At 72.9% G+C, this 15,430-nt stretch carries 17 protein-coding genes; 13 read left to right on the top strand and 4 right to left on the bottom strand.

All coding sequences use genetic code 11. The annotated features are described in order from the left end of the window. The first annotated feature begins 140 nt into the window (after positions 1-140). Both ACZ5TL_RS29410 and ACZ5TL_RS29405 read left to right on the top strand, forming a co-directional pair. Positions 141-770, top strand: a complete 630-nt coding sequence (locus ACZ5TL_RS29410) for a hypothetical protein (RefSeq protein WP_468593569.1) — start codon at positions 141-143, stop codon at positions 768-770. Beyond that, positions 770-1,303: a hypothetical protein gene (locus ACZ5TL_RS29405; protein ID WP_468593568.1), complete on the top strand. Its 534-nt coding sequence runs from the start codon at positions 770-772 to the stop codon at positions 1,301-1,303. The genes ACZ5TL_RS29410 and ACZ5TL_RS29405 overlap by 1 nt, the downstream gene beginning before the upstream one ends. A 16-nt stretch (positions 1,304-1,319) precedes the next feature. On the opposite strand, the gene ACZ5TL_RS29400 is transcribed toward ACZ5TL_RS29405, so the two are convergent. Then, positions 1,320-1,643, bottom strand: coding sequence for a hypothetical protein (locus tag ACZ5TL_RS29400; protein ID WP_468593566.1), 324 nt, complete (start codon positions 1,641-1,643; stop codon positions 1,320-1,322). Between the two features lie 201 nt (positions 1,644-1,844). On the opposite strand from ACZ5TL_RS29400, the gene ACZ5TL_RS29395 reads away from it, so the two are divergent. After that, a complete protein-coding gene (locus tag ACZ5TL_RS29395) occupies positions 1,845-2,699 on the top strand; it encodes a fructosamine kinase family protein (protein ID WP_468593565.1) in 855 nt (284 codons plus the stop codon). A gap of 4 nt (positions 2,700-2,703) precedes the next feature. Here the strand turns inward: ACZ5TL_RS29395 and ACZ5TL_RS29390 are convergent, their stop codons facing one another. Next, positions 2,704-4,362 (bottom strand): catalase, encoded by a 1,659-nt coding sequence (locus ACZ5TL_RS29390; protein ID WP_468593563.1) that lies wholly within the window; start codon positions 4,360-4,362, stop codon positions 2,704-2,706. 226 nt (positions 4,363-4,588) lie between these two features. On the opposite strand from ACZ5TL_RS29390, the gene ACZ5TL_RS29385 reads away from it, so the two are divergent. Continuing rightward, positions 4,589-4,861 (top strand): hypothetical protein, encoded by a 273-nt coding sequence (locus ACZ5TL_RS29385; protein WP_468593562.1) that lies wholly within the window; start codon positions 4,589-4,591, stop codon positions 4,859-4,861. A gap of 171 nt (positions 4,862-5,032) precedes the next feature. Here the strand turns inward: ACZ5TL_RS29385 and ACZ5TL_RS29380 are convergent, their stop codons facing one another. Continuing rightward, on the bottom strand, positions 5,033-5,269 hold the full coding sequence (locus tag ACZ5TL_RS29380; protein WP_468593561.1) for a hypothetical protein: 237 nt from the start codon (positions 5,267-5,269) through the stop codon (positions 5,033-5,035). A 326-nt stretch (positions 5,270-5,595) separates the two neighbouring features. On the opposite strand from ACZ5TL_RS29380, the gene ACZ5TL_RS29375 reads away from it, so the two are divergent. From ACZ5TL_RS29375 to ACZ5TL_RS29350, 6 genes are read left to right on the top strand one after another with little or no spacing between them, the layout of a single operon-like run. Continuing rightward, positions 5,596-7,191, top strand: coding sequence for an ATP-binding protein (locus ACZ5TL_RS29375; RefSeq protein WP_468593560.1), 1,596 nt, complete (start codon positions 5,596-5,598; stop codon positions 7,189-7,191). After that, positions 7,188-7,610 (top strand): roadblock/LC7 domain-containing protein, encoded by a 423-nt coding sequence (locus tag ACZ5TL_RS29370; RefSeq protein WP_468593559.1) that lies wholly within the window; start codon positions 7,188-7,190, stop codon positions 7,608-7,610. Before ACZ5TL_RS29375 ends, ACZ5TL_RS29370 begins: the two co-directional genes overlap by 4 nt. Continuing rightward, the gene (locus ACZ5TL_RS29365) at positions 7,607-7,969 is read left to right on the top strand and encodes a DUF742 domain-containing protein (protein WP_468593558.1); all 363 of its coding nucleotides are present in this window, start codon (positions 7,607-7,609) and stop codon (positions 7,967-7,969) included. Before ACZ5TL_RS29370 ends, ACZ5TL_RS29365 begins: the two co-directional genes overlap by 4 nt. Beyond that, positions 7,941-8,567, top strand: coding sequence for a GTP-binding protein (locus tag ACZ5TL_RS29360; RefSeq protein WP_468593557.1), 627 nt, complete (start codon positions 7,941-7,943; stop codon positions 8,565-8,567). Before ACZ5TL_RS29365 ends, ACZ5TL_RS29360 begins: the two co-directional genes overlap by 29 nt. Further along, positions 8,564-9,802 carry a cytochrome P450 family protein gene (locus ACZ5TL_RS29355; protein WP_468593556.1) on the top strand — a complete coding sequence of 413 codons (1,239 nt, stop codon included), beginning with the start codon at positions 8,564-8,566 and terminating at the stop codon, positions 9,800-9,802. The genes ACZ5TL_RS29360 and ACZ5TL_RS29355 overlap by 4 nt, the downstream gene beginning before the upstream one ends. Next, the gene (locus ACZ5TL_RS29350) at positions 9,799-11,025 is read left to right on the top strand and encodes a cytochrome P450 family protein (protein ID WP_468593555.1); all 1,227 of its coding nucleotides are present in this window, start codon (positions 9,799-9,801) and stop codon (positions 11,023-11,025) included. Before ACZ5TL_RS29355 ends, ACZ5TL_RS29350 begins: the two co-directional genes overlap by 4 nt. Before the next feature lie 267 nt (positions 11,026-11,292). Here ACZ5TL_RS29350 and ACZ5TL_RS29345 read toward each other — a convergent pair whose 3' ends face one another. Then, positions 11,293-12,786 (bottom strand): helix-turn-helix domain-containing protein, encoded by a 1,494-nt coding sequence (locus ACZ5TL_RS29345; protein ID WP_468593554.1) that lies wholly within the window; start codon positions 12,784-12,786, stop codon positions 11,293-11,295. A 140-nt stretch (positions 12,787-12,926) separates the two neighbouring features. On the opposite strand from ACZ5TL_RS29345, the gene ACZ5TL_RS29340 reads away from it, so the two are divergent. The 3 genes from ACZ5TL_RS29340 (at position 12,927) to ACZ5TL_RS29330 (ending at position 15,400) form a co-directional block, all read left to right on the top strand. Continuing rightward, complete coding sequence (locus tag ACZ5TL_RS29340; RefSeq protein WP_468593553.1) at positions 12,927-13,547, top strand: L-threonylcarbamoyladenylate synthase; 621 nt, start codon at positions 12,927-12,929, stop codon at positions 13,545-13,547. Positions 13,548-13,693: 146 nt separating this feature from the next. Next, a complete protein-coding gene (locus tag ACZ5TL_RS29335) occupies positions 13,694-14,449 on the top strand; it encodes a dienelactone hydrolase family protein (RefSeq protein WP_468593552.1) in 756 nt (251 codons plus the stop codon). 120 nt (positions 14,450-14,569) lie between these two features. Further along, positions 14,570-15,400 (top strand): MHYT domain-containing protein, encoded by an 831-nt coding sequence (locus ACZ5TL_RS29330; RefSeq protein WP_468593551.1) that lies wholly within the window; start codon positions 14,570-14,572, stop codon positions 15,398-15,400. Positions 15,401-15,430: the final 30 nt, after the last annotated feature.

Raw genomic sequence — 15,430 nt, 5'->3', positions numbered from 1 at the left:
GACCGGTACCTCGTCCGGGACGTGGCCTCGGCCACATCGGCGGGGGCCGCGCGGCGGACACCGTGCCGTTTCGCCGCAGAGCGGCCGGGCACCCGGGCGACGTGCTCTTCCACGAATTCGCTGGTCGGACCCGGTCGCCGGTGCGCACGCTGCGTTTCGACGGCTGGATCGCCGGGATCGGCACGGCGTCCGGTGCCCGCGTGGTGCTCGGACACTGGCCGAGGTCGCCGTTCGGGCCGTTCAGCGATGTGATGGTCGAACGGGCCGACGGACGGCGGCTGCTGCTGGCACCCTCACGGGAGACGGCGGACTTCGTCGCCGGCACGTACGTCTTCGACGAGGTCCGGGTCGTACCGGTCCGGGTGCACATCGCCGGCCGTCGGCACTGGACCGTCGCGGCAGGGCCGCTCGACCTGTGCTTCAGCACCGGCCGGAGGGGCCTGCCGGGTCTCGCGCTGCGGGCCGTACCGGGCCGGCTCGCGGCCCGGGCGGGGTGGCTGGCGCTGTGGGACCGGCCCGCCCGTCTGCTGCTGGGCGCCCGCACCCACGCCGGCGCCCGGGACGGGCGGCACCAGTGGTACGGCGCCCGGGATCTGCACCCGGTCACCTCGGCCGTCGTCGGCTACGGGGGCGAGAGCCTCGGCGCCCTCGCCCCGGTCGAACCGCCCGTGCGGTTCGGGTCCGGCTCGACGCCCCGCGGCCCCTGCCTCGTACGCGTCACCGCGACGGTGACGGTGGAGCAGGGCCTGAGTACGACAGGAGCGGCCTGATGACGGAACAGCGAGCGGGCGCGCCGGGCGCCCAGGGCACCCCGGCCACGGACATGGCCCTGCTGGGCATCTACCTCAACGACCATCTCGCCGGCGCCACCGCCGGCAGCGCCCGGGCGGGCTACCTGCTGCGCTCGTGCCGGGACACGCCGCTCGCCGACGCGCTGGCCCCGGTCGCCGCCGAGATCGCCGAGGACCGGGCGAGTCTGCTGCACGTCATGAGGCGGCTCGACGTGCCCGTGCGCCGCTACAAGGTCTACGCGGGCCGGGCGGCCGAGCAGGTGGGGCGGCTGAAGAGCAACGGCAGCCTGGTACGCCGGTCACCGCTGAGCACCCTGTGGGAGCTGGAGGCGCTGCGGCTGGGGGTGGAGGGCAAGACGGCGTGCTGGCAGACGCTGCGCGAACTGGCCGCCACGGACGCCCGCCTGGACCCACGGCAGCTCGACGGCCTCGTCGAACGGGCCCGGCGGCAGTACACCACGTTGGAGGACCTGCGCCGCAAGCAGGTCGAGGTCGCCTTCCGCGAAGCCTGAGCGGGGCGGCGTCGGCTCACCAGAACCGGCTGCTGAGGGCGGGCTGGTGCGCCAGGTGCACGGCGTCGCGCAGCCGCAGCGCGACACTGATGGTGGCGCGCAGGGCGGAGGGACGTACCGTCTGGGCGGTCTCGGTGGCGAGGACCAGCAGGCAGCCCGCCGCCTGCTCGACCACCGACAGCGGCAGGGTGAAGTCGCTGTCGGCCGCCGAGCGGAACGCCTTCAGGGGGATCGCGACTCCGTCGATGGCCCGGTGCGCGGCCTGCTCCAGGTGCTGGGTGACCTGTTCGCACACCGGGGCGGGCAGGGCGATGGTGCGCTGGAACGGTGAACTCGTCATGACCCGACTGCTCCCCCGGCGGCGGCCGGTTCTGTCGGTGGAGGACGGTATTTCACCGTCCCGCGTGACCGGTGCGCGGCGAATGTCCCGGAACGCCGCTCCGCGGCATCGCACCCCGAAGAGGGATGGGCAGGTGCCCGGGGGGCGGTCGTACGCTGAATGTTGATCAAGCTTCAAGCTCCGAGTCGAGGAGGCGCGCGTATGACCGCCCGTGCGGATGCCGTGGCCCGGATCACCGGACGGGCCGTCGGCCGCGAGAGGCCCCTGTCCGGGTCTCTCTGCGAGGTCACTCTCGACGACGGACGGGTCGTGGTCGTCAAACGGTCCGAGGAGCCGGGGGCGGCGCGGGCCGAGGCGGCCGGGCTGCGGTGGCTGGCCGGGTCCGGGAATGTGCGGGTGCCGGTGGTGCACGGGTACGACGGGAGCTGGCTGGTCGTCGACCGGGTCGCGGACGGGAGGCCGAGCAGGGAGGCGGCGGCTCGTTTCGGCCGGGAGCTGGCCGGGCTGCACGCCGCCGGGGCGCCCGCGTTCGGGGCGCCTCCACCGGACGGGCCGGCGGACGCGTACATCGGGCTCGCCCCGATGCGCAACGAACCCGGTGCCGACTGGCCGGGCTGGTACGCCGAACAGCGCGTGCTGCCGTACCTGCGGCGTGCCGTCGACCAGGGCACCGTGCGCCCGGGCGAGGCGGCCGTGGTGGAGCGGCTGTGTGAGCGACTGCCCGGTCTGGCGGGGCCCGCCGAGCCGCCCGCGCGGCTGCACGGCGACCTGTGGAGCGGCAACGTGCTGTGGGCGGCGGACGGGCATGTCTGGCTGATCGACCCGGCCGCGCACGGCGGGCACCGCGAGACCGACCTGGCGATGCTGCGGCTCTTCGGCTGTCCCCACCTGGAGCAGGTGCTGGACGGTTACCAGGGGGCGGCGCCGCTCGCCGGCGGCTGGGAGGAACGCGTCGGCGTGCACCAGCTGTTCCCGCTGCTGGTGCACGCCGTGCTGTTCGGCCGGGGTTACGCGGAGCAGGCCCTCGCGGTGGCCCGTACGGCCCTGGCGGGGTGAGCGGTCAGCGCGTCACCACATGCCGTTCGTCGGGGACGCAGTGGGTCATGACGAGCCCCCCGACGTCACGCGGCTTGTTCTTGCCGAGGTGGGACAGGCGTTCACGGTCCTCGTCCGTGAGGTCCTGGCTCGCCAGCGGCTCCAGACCGGCCACGTCCTCCGGGCCGATACCCAGTCCCTCGCCGACCCGCAGGCCGAGGTCGTTCTCCACCAGCAGGAAGTGCCAGACCATGCGCTCCTGGATCGCCCGGTCGCACTGGGACAGTTGACCGATGAAGTTCTTCACCAGGTCGTCGCGTTCCCAGTCCTCCAGCAGCAGGTAGCGCTGACCGGCCTGGAGGTAGTCGTTGGTGCGGGGGATGCGCTTGCGGGTGAGCCGGCCGGTGATCTCCGGGCCCTGTTCGTCGTGTGTCGGATACGCGGCCTCGCGCAGGCCTCCGGTGATCGACGGCTCGTAGTTGACCTGCGGGTTCTCTCCCCCGCCGTCCACGTGGCAGGCCATCTGGCCGTCGCGCTGGTTGGTGCGCACGTCCGCGTTCTTGGCCTGGTTGACGGGGAGTTGCAGGTAGTTCGGGCCGACCCGGTAGCGCTGGGTGTCGCTGTAGGAGAAGGTCCGGCCGACGAGCATCTTGTCGTCGGAGAAGTCCAGGCCGTCGACGAGGACGCCGGTGCCGAAGGAGATCTGCTCGTTCTCGGCGAAGAAGTTCTCCGGCATCCGGTCGAGGACCATCCGGCCCACGGGCTTCGGCGGGAAGTCCTGCTCGGGCCAGGTCTTGGTGTCGTCCAGCGGGTCGAAGTCGAGCTCAGGGTGGTCGTGGTCGTCCATCATCTGGACGAGCAGTTCCCACTGCGGGTGGTCCCCGCGGGCGACCGCCTCGTACAGGTCCTTGGTCGCGTGACCCAGGGTGTCGGCCTGGACGTTGGCCGCGTCCTCCTCGGTCATGCTGCGCACGCCCTGCTTGGGCATCCAGTGGTACTTGACCAGCTTGGTCTCGCCGTCGGCGTTGACCCACTTGTAGGTGTTGACGCCGAAGCCCTGCATGTGGCGGTAGTCGGCGGGGATGCCGCGCGGGCTGAACAGGTTGACCAGCATGTGCATGGCCTCGGGCGTCTGCGACATGAAGTCGAAGATGCGCCCGGGCTGCTGCTCGAAGGTCACCGGGTCCGGCTTGAGGGCGTGGATGACGTCCGGGAACTTGATGGCGTCACGGATGAAGAAGACGCCCAGGTTGTTGCCGACCAGGTCCCAGTTGCCGTCCTCGGTGTAGAACTTCACCGCGAAGCCCCGCGGGTCGCGGGCGGCCTCGGAGGAGTCGCGGCCGCCGATGACGGTGGAGAAGCGGACGGCGACGTCCGTGCGTTTGCCGCGCTCCTGGAAGAGTTTGGCCCGGGTGTAGCGGCTGATCGGCTCGTCACCCCAGGTGCCGTAGGCCTCGAAGTGGCCGTAGGCGGTGACGCCGCGCGCGTGCACCACGCGCTCGGGGATGCGCTCCCGGTCGAAGTGGCTGATCTTCTCCAGGAACTGGTAGTTCTCCAGCGTGGCGGGGCCGCGGGCGCCGACGCTGCGCTGGTTCTGGTTGTCGTAGACCGGATGGCCCTGGCGGTTGGTGAGTACCTGGCGGTCGTCGCCCGGAGCGGGGCCGGTACCGGATACGTCCGTCATGTGCGTGGGCTCCTTCGGCTCGGGGCCGGCGGCCGACCGGGTCGGCGCCGCGAGCAGCCGCCCGGCCGGTCGTGGCGGGGCCGCCCGGGTACCCGGAGCGGCGGGGCCACTCACCTGCCGTGGATCGGAGATCGCGTCCGGTCCTCACTGACGGTGCCGTCCCCCGGGCCGGGGATGGAAGGGTGAGCTGTCGGCATCGTGGCCCTGGGCCACGGACCCTCGCACCATGACTACGGGAGCGCCCAGCATGCGGAACGTCTGCTGGATCGGCGGCCGGAGCGTCGCGGGCAAGTCCACGATCGCGCGTCGGCTCGCCGCCCGGCACGGCTGGCGTCTGTACGCGACCGACGAGATGATGGCGGATCACGCTCGCCGGACCACCGCCGAAGAAGCGCCCCGCTGCGAACCGAATCCCGCCGTGCGGACGTCCTGTTCACCAGGCGGCTCCGGGAGGAGACCGCGCCTCCGGCCGCCCGCCCTCACCTCGCCCCCACCATGACGGAGGACGAGCTCGCCGAGCGGGTGAGCCGAGTGTTCCGGCTCTGATTCCGTGCGGCCCTACGCGGTCTCCTGCGGTTTCCGGCCGGCCGGGGGAGGGTCTCTCGTGTCCTCGGAACGGAAGAAGGCCCGGACCCTCACGAGGTCCGGGCCTTCGGCGGGCCGGTGGGCCTCAGCCGCCGTCGAGGCGTGCGCGCAGCAGCCCCTTGCCCAGTTCGGCACCCTTGCGGCTGTCCGCCTGGGCCTTGCGGAACAGATCCGCGACCTCGGTGTCCTTGGCGCGCTCCGCGTCCTGGATGTAACTCTCCAGGCGCAGGGCGTTGGCCAGGCACGCCTCGACGTACCAGATCAGGTTGTAGTCCTTGTCCTGCGTACCGGTCACGCCGCCGGTCTCCGTCTCGCTGGTCATCCGGACCTCCTTCTCGAGCGGACCTCTTCAGGCGCCGAACGGGTACCCGCCCTCCGAACGGACACACAGCCCGCCCCTCTCACTTCCGTGACGTACCGGACACGAGCCCCCGGGCGGCGGGGAAGGGCCGACCACACAGCCAACTCCCCTCCCCCGCACGGCAATTCCGACAGATGCCACAGAAGCACAGCGGCACCGATCACTTTCGGTACGAAGTCGCGCTCCACGGTGCGAGACCAGTCAATGACGGTGTGTACTGTGCTGCGGGTGGTTCGCCAGAGCACCTCGGACTCCGCCCTGCCCGGCTCCCTACTGGAATCGACTCGATGATCGACATACCGGACCTGGCCGTCGGTGGTCTCGCGCTCGGCACGCTGTCCGCGTTCGCCCTCGGAGGCGGGCTGCTGCGCGCCCGGCGGCAACTGGCCGCGCAGCGCGCCAAGACGGCCGCGCTGCGGGCGCAACTCGACGGCACCACCAGGGCTTTCACGGCCGAGGTCGAGCATCTGGCGGCGCGGCGCGTGCCCGCGGCCGCCCGGCAGACCGCGCATCCGCACGTCACCGTGCCCGGCCCGCTCAGCGCGCAGCTGGCCGGTTCGCCGCTGGGCTCCGCCCTGGAGCAGGTACTGAAGGCGCTGCACGCCGAGCTGGCCGCGCAGCGCACCCGGATCGACGCGGCGGCACAGGCCGGGATGCGCGGGGCCACCCGGGAGATCCAGGCGGCGCTGTACCGGCTGCAGGACGCCCTGCGCGGTCTGCAGCAGCGCTACGACGATCCCGAGCTGGCGCAGACCCTGTTCGAGCTGGACCACGAGAACGAGCAGTCGCTGCGGCGCGCCCAGATCGCCGCGGTGGTGTGCGGGGCCTGGGTGGGGCTCGCCCGGGAGGAGTCCCACCTCGTGGACGCGGTGACGGGCGGTCAGGCCCGGCTCGCGGGCTACCGGCGCGTCCGGGTCCACAACCACCTGCCGGCCGGTACGGCCCTGGTGTCCCACGCCGTCGAGCCGGTCGCCATCATCGTCGCCGAGCTGCTCGACAACGCGCTGAGGCACTCCGCGCCCGACACCGATGTCGTGGTCAACCTCGAGGCCGTCCACCACGGTGCGTGCGTCACCGTCGACGACGCCGGGCTGGGCATGACGCAGGACGAACGCGCCCGGGCCCAGCGGATGGTCGCCGGTTCCGAGCCGATCCTGCTCACCGAGCTCGGTGACCCGCCGCGCATGGGACTCGCGGCCGTCGGCCAGCTGACCCGGCAGTTCGATCTGAGCGTGGACCTGTCCTCCCCGTCGCCGTACGGCGGGGTGCGGGCGGTGCTGCGCGTCGGCAGTCACCTGCTGACGGAGATCGATCCCGAGGAACTGCCTCCGGCGGCGGCCGCCCCGCGGTCGACCCGCAGGGCGGCCGCCCGGGACGCACCGCGCGGTTCCGCCTCACCGGGCGGTGGCGGACCGGAGACACCCGCCCCGGCCGTCGCGGCCCCACCGGCCCGGCCGGCCACACCGGCCGACGTGTCCGAGCCGGCCGACGTGTCCGAGCCGGCCACCACGCCCCCGCAGCCGGAGCCGCGCCCCGCTCCCGCCGCCCCGGACGACGATCACGGTTACGACACGGAACAGGACGGCCTAGCCTCCGGCCACCGTCCGCGGGACACCGGCGGTCTTCCCCAGCGGCGCCGCCGCGGCCGGAGCGCGGCTCCGGCCGGAGTACCCGCACCCGAAGCGGCACCGCGGCGCCCTCCGGAGGAGGCCGCCGCCGCTCTCGGTGCCCTCCAGTCCGGTACGGCGGCCGCGCGTTCCGCCGCCGGATCGAACACCTGCGCCGTTCCAGCCGTATCTGAGGGTGCCCCGGCCGCGACCACGGCCGACGCGGCGTCCGACGACACCGACAGCAACGATCACGAAGGGGGAACGGCTCGATGACCAGCCGCGCAGCGGGGGACACGGCATGGGTGCTCGAACCGGTCCTGGAGGTGCCGCACGTCGTCGCCGCCGTCCTGCTCACCCGGGACGGCTTCGTGACGGGCTACACCGACGCGCTGTCGCAGCCGTCGGCCGAGCGGGTCGCGGCGATCACCAGCACGGTGCAGGGCGCCTGCCGTACCGCGGCGGCGGCGTTCGCGGACACCGACCGGGCCGACATCCGGCAGGTCGTCATCGAGTCGGACCACGGCTATGTGCTCATCGTGCCCACGGACCACGGCACCTGCGTGGCCGCGTACGGCGATCCCGAGGTGCGGCTTGACCTGCTCGCCCACCGGGTGCACTCGCAGGTGGCGCGGCTCGGCGAGAAGGCGATGGCCACCGGGCCCCGAGGTGCCGACGGCGACACGGCGGCATGACCGGCCGCCGAGGCGGCCGTCCCCTGGTTCCCGCGTACCTGTCGACCGGTGGCGTGGCCCGGCCCAGCCGTGCCCATCTGGAGCGGCTGTCGGTCCTCGCCGGCAGCGGCGAGCCGGCCCCGCCCGATCTGCCCGCCGCCCAGGCGGCACTGCTGGAGGAGCTGGAGTCCGGGTCGCTGACCGTGGTGGAGGCGGCGGCCCTGCTGCGGCTTCCGGTCTCCGCGGTGCGGGTGCTGGCCGCCGACCTCCTCGACCGTGACCTGGTGCTGGCCCGCGCGCCGATCCCGCCCGCCCGGCGCTTCGACCCCGACCTGCTGAAGAGAGTGGCCGATGGCCTCCGCGACCTCAAGCACCGTTGACGACCGGCCCGAGGGGACGGGCATCCACCTCCCCGACACCGCCCGGGAGCTGGTGAAGATCCTGGTCACAGGGCCCTTCGGGGTGGGCAAGACCACCCTGATCCGCTCGGTCTCCGAGATCCGCCCGCTGCACACGGAGGAGCGGCTCAGCGAGGCGTCCGCGCAGGTGGACGATCTCGCCGGCGTGCGGGACAAGTCGACCACCACGGTCGCCATCGACTTCGGCCGGATCAGCCTGCCGGGCGGAATCGTGCTGTACCTGTTCGGCACACCCGGCCAGGAGCGGTTCCGGTCGCTGTGGGACGACATCGCCTACGGGGCGCTGGGCGCGCTCGTCCTCGTCGACGCCCGCCGGATCGACGCCTCGTTCGATGTGCTCGGGCTGGTGGAGGAGTCGGGACTGCCGTACGCGGTCGCCTTCAACACCTTCCCGGACGCGCCCCGCCACCACACGCACGAGCAGTTGCGCGCCGCTCTGGACCTGGAGCCCGCGACCCCGATGGTGACCTGCGACGCGCGGGAGGCGGACTCCTCGATCGACGCCCTGCTCGCGCTGGTGCAGCACCTGATCGACGACCACCTCCCGGAGCCCCGGTGACCCATCCCTCCCCCGCCGAGCAGGCCTTCTCCCTCGCGGCGCCCGTCCGCCTGTGGGAGGACGGCTTCGCCCGCGATCCCCAGCCCTACTACGCCTCCTTGCGCGCCCAGGGGCCGGTCGGCTGGGCGGAACTCGCGCCCGGGGTGCCGGCGTACGTCGTCACCAGCCGGCGGGCGGCTCTGGAGCTGCTGCACGACACGGAGACCTTCTCGCACGACCCGAGGCCGTGGGAGGCCACCGTCCCCGACGACTCCCCGGTGCTCGGCATGATGCGCTGGCGGCCCAACACCCTGTTCGCCGACGGCGCCGCCCACCTCCGCTACCGGACCTCCCTGATCGACGCCTTCGACCTGGTGGAGCCGCACGATCTGCGGGCCCGGGTGCACCGGGCGGTGCACCTGCTGGTGAGCCGGATCGGGCCGCGCGGCGAGGCCGACCTGGTCGGGGAGTTCACCCGGCCGCTGATGGCGCTGGTGTTCAACAGCCTGTTCGGGCTGCCGGACAGCGCGAGCGACCGGCTCGACGCCGCCCTCGGCAAGCTGATCGAGGGCGGTGCCCAGGCGGCGGAGGGCGAGGCGGAGTTCGGCGGGTACGTGCTGGAGCTGATCGCCGCCAAGACCGAGCGGCGCGGCGACGACCTGCCGAGCTGGCTGCTGGACCATCCGGCGGGGCTGACCCCCGAGGAGGTCACCTGGCAGGTGTTCCTCACCCTCGGCGCGGGCCACGAGCCCACGGCCAACCTGGTGTCCAACGCGCTGTCCAGGATCCTCGGCAACCCGGCCTACTACTCGACCCTCACCAGCGGCGCCCGCCCCGTGGCGGACGCGGTGCTGGAGGTCCTGCACCACGACACGCCACTCGCCAACTACGGCATCCACTACGCCCGTACGCCCGTCACCTTCCACGGCGTGTGGATCAGGGCCGCGGTGCCGGTGGTGATCTCCTACGGTGCGCTGGCGCAGGCCGCCGAGCAGGAGCGGGGCGCGGACCGCCACCCGGGGGACGCCTCCCACCTGTCCTGGTCGGCGGGCCCGCACGCCTGTCCGGTCAAACAGCACACCCTGCTCATCGCCACCGAGGCGGTCGAACGGCTCACCCAGTGGCTGCCCGACCTCGAACCCGTGCTGCCCCGCGAGCGGCTCACCTGGCGGCCCGGCCCGTTCCACCGCTCGCTGACGGCACTGCCCGTCCGATTCCGCCCCCGCTCCCCCGACCAGCCAGGAGGACGACCATGACCATGACCTACCGCATCGCACTCGACCCGTTCGGCGCCGACATCGCCGGCGAGAGCGCCCGGCTGCGCGCCCTCGGCCCGATCGTGCCCGTGGAGCTGCCCGGCGGCATCCCCGCCTGGGCGCCCACGCGCTACGACACGCTGAAGGAGCTCATCCTCGACCCGCGGGTCAGCAAGGACCCGCGGCTGCACTGGCGGCTGTGGCCCGAGATCGGCGAGCACCCGTCCTGGGGCTGGATCCTGGGCTGGGTCGGCGTGGTCAACATGCTCTCCACCTACGGCGCGGACCACACGCGGCTGCGCCGGCTGGTCGCGCCCAGTTTCACGCACCGCCGCACCGAGGCGATGCGGCCCCGGGTGGAGGCCATCACGGCGGAGCTGCTGGACGCGCTCGACGCCGCCGACGACGAGGTCGTGGACATCAAGGAGGCACTCGCCCATCCGCTGCCGATGCGGATGATCTGCGAACTGATGGGTGTACCGGACGCGTTGCGGGAGGACACCGGCCGGCTCATCGCGGACATCATGGACACCTCCGACCCGAGCCCGGAGCACGCGGCATCGGTGCAGCGGCAGATCGGGACGGTGCTGCCCGCGCTGATCGCCCACCGGACCGAGCACCCCGGGGACGACATGACGACGGAGCTGATCCGGGTCCGGGACGAGGACGGCGACCGGCTCAGCGACGAGGAGCTGCTGTACACCCTGCTGCTGGTCATCGGGGCCGGGTTCGAGACCACAGTCAACCTCATCGGCAACGCGGTCGTCGCCCTGCTGCGCCGCCCCGAACAGCTGGCGGCCGTGCGGTCCGGGGAGATCGGCTGGGACGCCGTGGTCGACGAGACGCTGCGCGCGCACCCGTCGATCGCGTCGCTGCCGCTCCGGTTCGCCGTCAGCGACCTCACCGTGGGCGACGTGACGGTCCCGGCCGGCGACGCCATCATCACGACGTACGCCGCCGCGGGGCTCGATCCCGAGCACTACGGGCCGGACGCCGGCGTCTTCGACGCCACGCGCGCCGCCGACGACCATCTGGCGTTCGGGATCGGCGTCCACCGCTGCATCGGCGCCCCGCTGGCCCGGCTGGAGGCGCTGACCGCGCTGCCGGCGCTGTTCGACCGGTTCCCGGACCTCGGCCTGGCCGTCGGCGACGAGGGTCTGCGGCAGGTGCCGTCGTTCATCGCGTTCGGCTGGCAGGAGATCCCGGTGCGGCTGCGAAGCTGAGACCACCAGGAGGTACGACGCCTCAACCGGTGCAGCTCGCGGGAGCGCGACCGGTCCCCCGTTCCGGTCGTGCCCCCGCGGTGCGTTGAACTTACGTCCCTGGCCGAGTTCTTGTGAACCGCGTCGATGCCCGTTGCACGCTCACCGAGGCTCACCTGTGCACAGCCGAGTCCGGATGGCCCGGTTTTGTCCCGTCCGGACCTGGCCAACCGGTTGTCCGGGAGGCACAGCCGGGAGGCCGGAAGGCACAACCGGGAGGCCGGCCGGTCAGGCGCGCGGCTGGAAATCGGGCAGGTCGAGTTCGCCCAGCGCAAGGTGGGCCAGCACCACCTCGTACAGGTCGGTGCCCGCGGCGAGCAGCTGGCGTTCCAGGACGGGTTCGGCGCTGCGGACGTGTTCGCGCACGGTCTGCGCGTGCACGCCCAGGGCTTGGGCGGCCCGTTCGGCGTTGCCGCCGGCGGCGATCCAGGTGCGCAGCGTCCGGCGCGGGTTCCTGGCGTCCGCGTCCAGCCGGCCCAGCAGATCCCGCGCCCAGGTGCGCACGGCGGGGCCGGACAGCAGGTCGGCGAGCCGCAGCCCGCAGTCCCCGGTGTCGTCGGCGCACTGGGTGTCGGGCAGGCCGATCTGCGTGTTGACCGCCAGGTGGACGACGGCCCGGGCCGTGAGATCGGCGAAGTCGGTGCCGAGCAGGGTCTCGACGCGTTCCATGCGGGCGCGGACGGTGTTGCGGCTGACGCCGAGGACCTTGGCGGCGTTGACGGCGGTGAACTCCAGGCCGAGCCGGTTGGTGGCGAGGAGTTCGGCGCGGGTGTGGTGCGGCAGGGTGTCGAGCGGGCGCAGCACGCGGCCCGTCCAGCCGCGCAGCGCCACCGGGTCCATCAGGCGCTCGGGGTGGGTGCGCTCAACGTAGACGGCCGTCTTGTCTGGCCGGAAGTGCGCGACGGCGAGGGCGCTGACGGCCTGCCCGTACGCGGTGGCGGTCCGGGCGAGGCTCTGGCGGACGCTGCCGCCGAGGAAGAGCTCCGGGTGCCGTCCGACCAGGGAGCGCAGGGCGTCGCCGGTGGTGTCCCGGGGGCTGACGACGATCACGTGGCCGTCCATCGCCGGGCAGCGTACGACCAGAGCGTCCTCCCGGGTGCTGGCCAGGCACTCCTCGGCGATGCGGTCGCGTACGGCGGGGTCGGACTCGACGACGTACACGCACGCCGTGTCGGCGTCGAGCAGTCCGGGCCAGAGGCCGGCGGCGACGCGGCGGGCGGCGATGGTGTCCTCGACCATCAGCAGCTGCAGGATCGCCAGGCGCAGGTCGGAGGTGGCCCGCCGGAGCCGGCGCCCGGCCGTGGTCGACTCGCGCGCCTTCAGCAGCAGTTCGATCACCTGGGCGGTGTGCGTGACGACGTCGGAGGCCCGCCGGTCGAACGGGGTCTCGCGGGAGACTGCCAGCACGTACGCGTCCGAGGGGTGCTCCACCCTGACCAGGCGCAGGTGGCGTTCCTGGCTCTCCCAGGCGGCGGAGGCGATCCGGCCGGTGGTGATGTCCCGGACGAGGTCCTCGTCAAGCGGGAGACGGTGGCCGGCGACGAGGCCGCCGGCGCCGTCCTGCAGGGCCACCTTCGCGCGCACGGCGCCGGCGAGCCAGGCCACGACTCTGCGGACGTCGCGCCCGGCCGGGCGCAGATGCTCCAGCAGCTCCTGCGCCCATCCCGGATCCGCGCCGGGCCGCGTCTCCCGTTGCCGGTTCCCGTCCTCTCGGCCAGCCACCTCGGTCTTCCCCTCGCTCCTCGCGCCGCCTCCGGCGCACCGGTCGGGGACGTTACCTCAGACACCCGCGGGTATCCGCCCGCGGGCCCGTACACCCCACCCTGCGCCACCGGCCCGCACGCGCGGCATAAGCTCGGCGGATGGCGAAGTACTACGACGTGCACCCCGACAACCCCCAGCCGCGCACCATCGGCCAGATCGCCGACAGCATCCGCGCCGACGCCCTGGTCGCCTACCCCACGGACTCCTGTTACGCACTGGGCTGCCGCCTGGGCAGCCGTGACGGCATCGAGCGGATCCGTACGATCCGCAAGCTGGACGACCGGCACCACTTCACCCTCGTGTGCCAGGACTTCGCACAGCTGGGCCAGTTCGTGCGGATCGACAACGACGTGTTCCGCGCGATCAAGGCGTCGACACCCGGCAGTTACACCTTCATCCTGCCCGCGACGAAGGAGGTGCCGCGCATGCTGCAGCACCCCAAGAAGAAGACGGTCGGGGTCCGCATCCCCGACCACGTCGTCACCCAGGCACTGCTCGCCGAGCTCGGTGAGCCGCTGCTGTCCAGCACGCTGCTGCTGCCCGGCGAGGAGGAGCCGCTGACGCAGGGCTGGGAGATCAAGGACCTGCTCGACCACGTGCTCGACGGGGTGGTCGACTCCGGTGACTGCGGCACCGAGCCGACGACGGTCATCGACTTCTCCGGCGGCGAGGCCGAGATCGTGCGGCACGGCGCGGGCGATACCTCACGGTTCGAGTAAAGGCCGGGCCAAGGGTCGTTCACGGTCTCGCCGCCCGCCGGGGGTGGGCGAAATGCCCCGGGAAGCGGCGTGTCACGATGACCATGATCCGTCCGGTCACGCGGGCGGGTTCCCGGACCACACCCCCGCAGAGAGGCACCCCGGCCATGACCGCTGTACAGGGAACCGCAGTGGACATCCCCACCGAGGACGGCACCGCCGACGCCTATCTGGTCCACCCGGCCGACGGCGCCGCCCATCCGGCGGTGCTGCTGTTCATGGACGCCTTCGGGCTGCGTCCGCAGCTGCGGTCCATGGCCGACCGGCTGGCCGCCGTGGGCTACACGGTGCTGGTGCCCAACGTGTTCTACCGGGCCGGCCGCGCCCCGCTGTTCGATCTGCCCGAGTTCATCGACCCGGGGGCGCGTCCGGAGATATTCGAACGCGTCATGCCGGTCATGCGGGCCCTGACGCCCGAGCGGGCGATGCGGGACGCCGGGGCCTATCTGCGCAGGCTGGCGGAGTCGCCCGCCGTGGCCGACGGCCCGGTCGCCGTGACCGGCTACTGCATGGGCGCCCGGCTCTCCCTGCTCACCGCCGGCACCTACCCGGAGCGGGTCGCGGCGGCGGCCGGCTTCCACGGCGGGCGGCTGGCGACGGACGCGCCGGACAGCCCCCACCTGGTCGCCGGCCGGGTCACCGCCGAGCTGTACTTCGGCCACGCCGACCAGGACCCGTCGCTGCCGCAGGAGCAGATCGACCGCCTGGAGGAGGCCCTGACCGCGGCGGGCGTCCGCCACCGGTGTGAGGTGTACGCGGGCGCGCCCCACGGTTTCACGCAGGCCGACACCGCGGCGTACCACCGGGAGGGCGACGAGCGGCACTGGTCGGCGCTGCTCGACCTGCTGAAGCGCACGTTCTGACCCGAATCGGACTCCCGGGAACGGAAGTTGCCCGTCTACCGACGGTAAGGGCTTGCCCTCCGGCGATCCCTGCGCGTAGACCTTGCTGGACACCAGCCAGGACTCGGGGGGAGTTGGCTCATGGACGGCACGGTCGACGGGTTCCGCTACGGTGCGGTGACCCCAGTGGCGGCGTATGTGATGGCCTGCTTAGGAGGGGCGCTGGGGCTGCGGTGCATCGTGCGCTCGGTGCTCGACGCGCAGTCGTGGAAGGCCGGCTGGCTGGCCCTGGGCGCCGCCTCCATGGGGTGCGGCATCTGGACGATGCACTTCATCGCCATGATCGGCTTCCACGTGGAGGAGACCCGGATCCGGTACGACGCGGCCACGACGGTGCTCAGCCTCGTCGTTGCCGTCGTCGTGGTCGGCATCGGCGTGTTCATCGTCGGCTACCGCGGCACGAGCGGGGCCACCCTGGCGGTCGCGGGTGGGGTCACGGGGCTGGGCGTGGCGGTCATGCACTACCTGGGCATGGCGGCGATGCGGCTCAACGGCGACATCGGCTACGACCCGGTGGGGGTCGCGCTGTCGGTGCTGATCGCCGTCGGCGCCGCGACCGCGGCGCTGTGGTCGGCCGTCACGATCCGCGGCTTCCTGACGAGCCTCGGGGCCAGCCTGGTGATGGGCGTGGCGGTGTCCGGCATGCACTACACGGGCATGGCCGCCGTCAGCGTCCATGTGCACGACATGAGCGGCGGGACGTGGGCCGGTGACTCGCCCCTGTCCCTGTTGCTGCCCATGCTGCTGGGCCCGGTCGTCTTCCTGCTGCTGGCCGGGGTGGTGGTGATGTTCGACCCGCTGCTGGTGAGCGAGCGGCGGTCAGCATCTCCCCCTGCCGCCCCGGCCTCCAACTCCGTTGCGCCACCGCGCCCTTCGCGGCGGGAGGCGGCCTCACCCACGACCGAGCGGTGAGGTACCCGCTTGCGGACGGCCCGTAGATCG

It is taken from the genome of Streptomyces sp. NPDC033136, assembly GCF_055578235.1.
The sequence above is the reverse complement of the archived record's forward strand: the minus strand, read 5'-3'. Positions and strand labels throughout refer to the sequence as shown.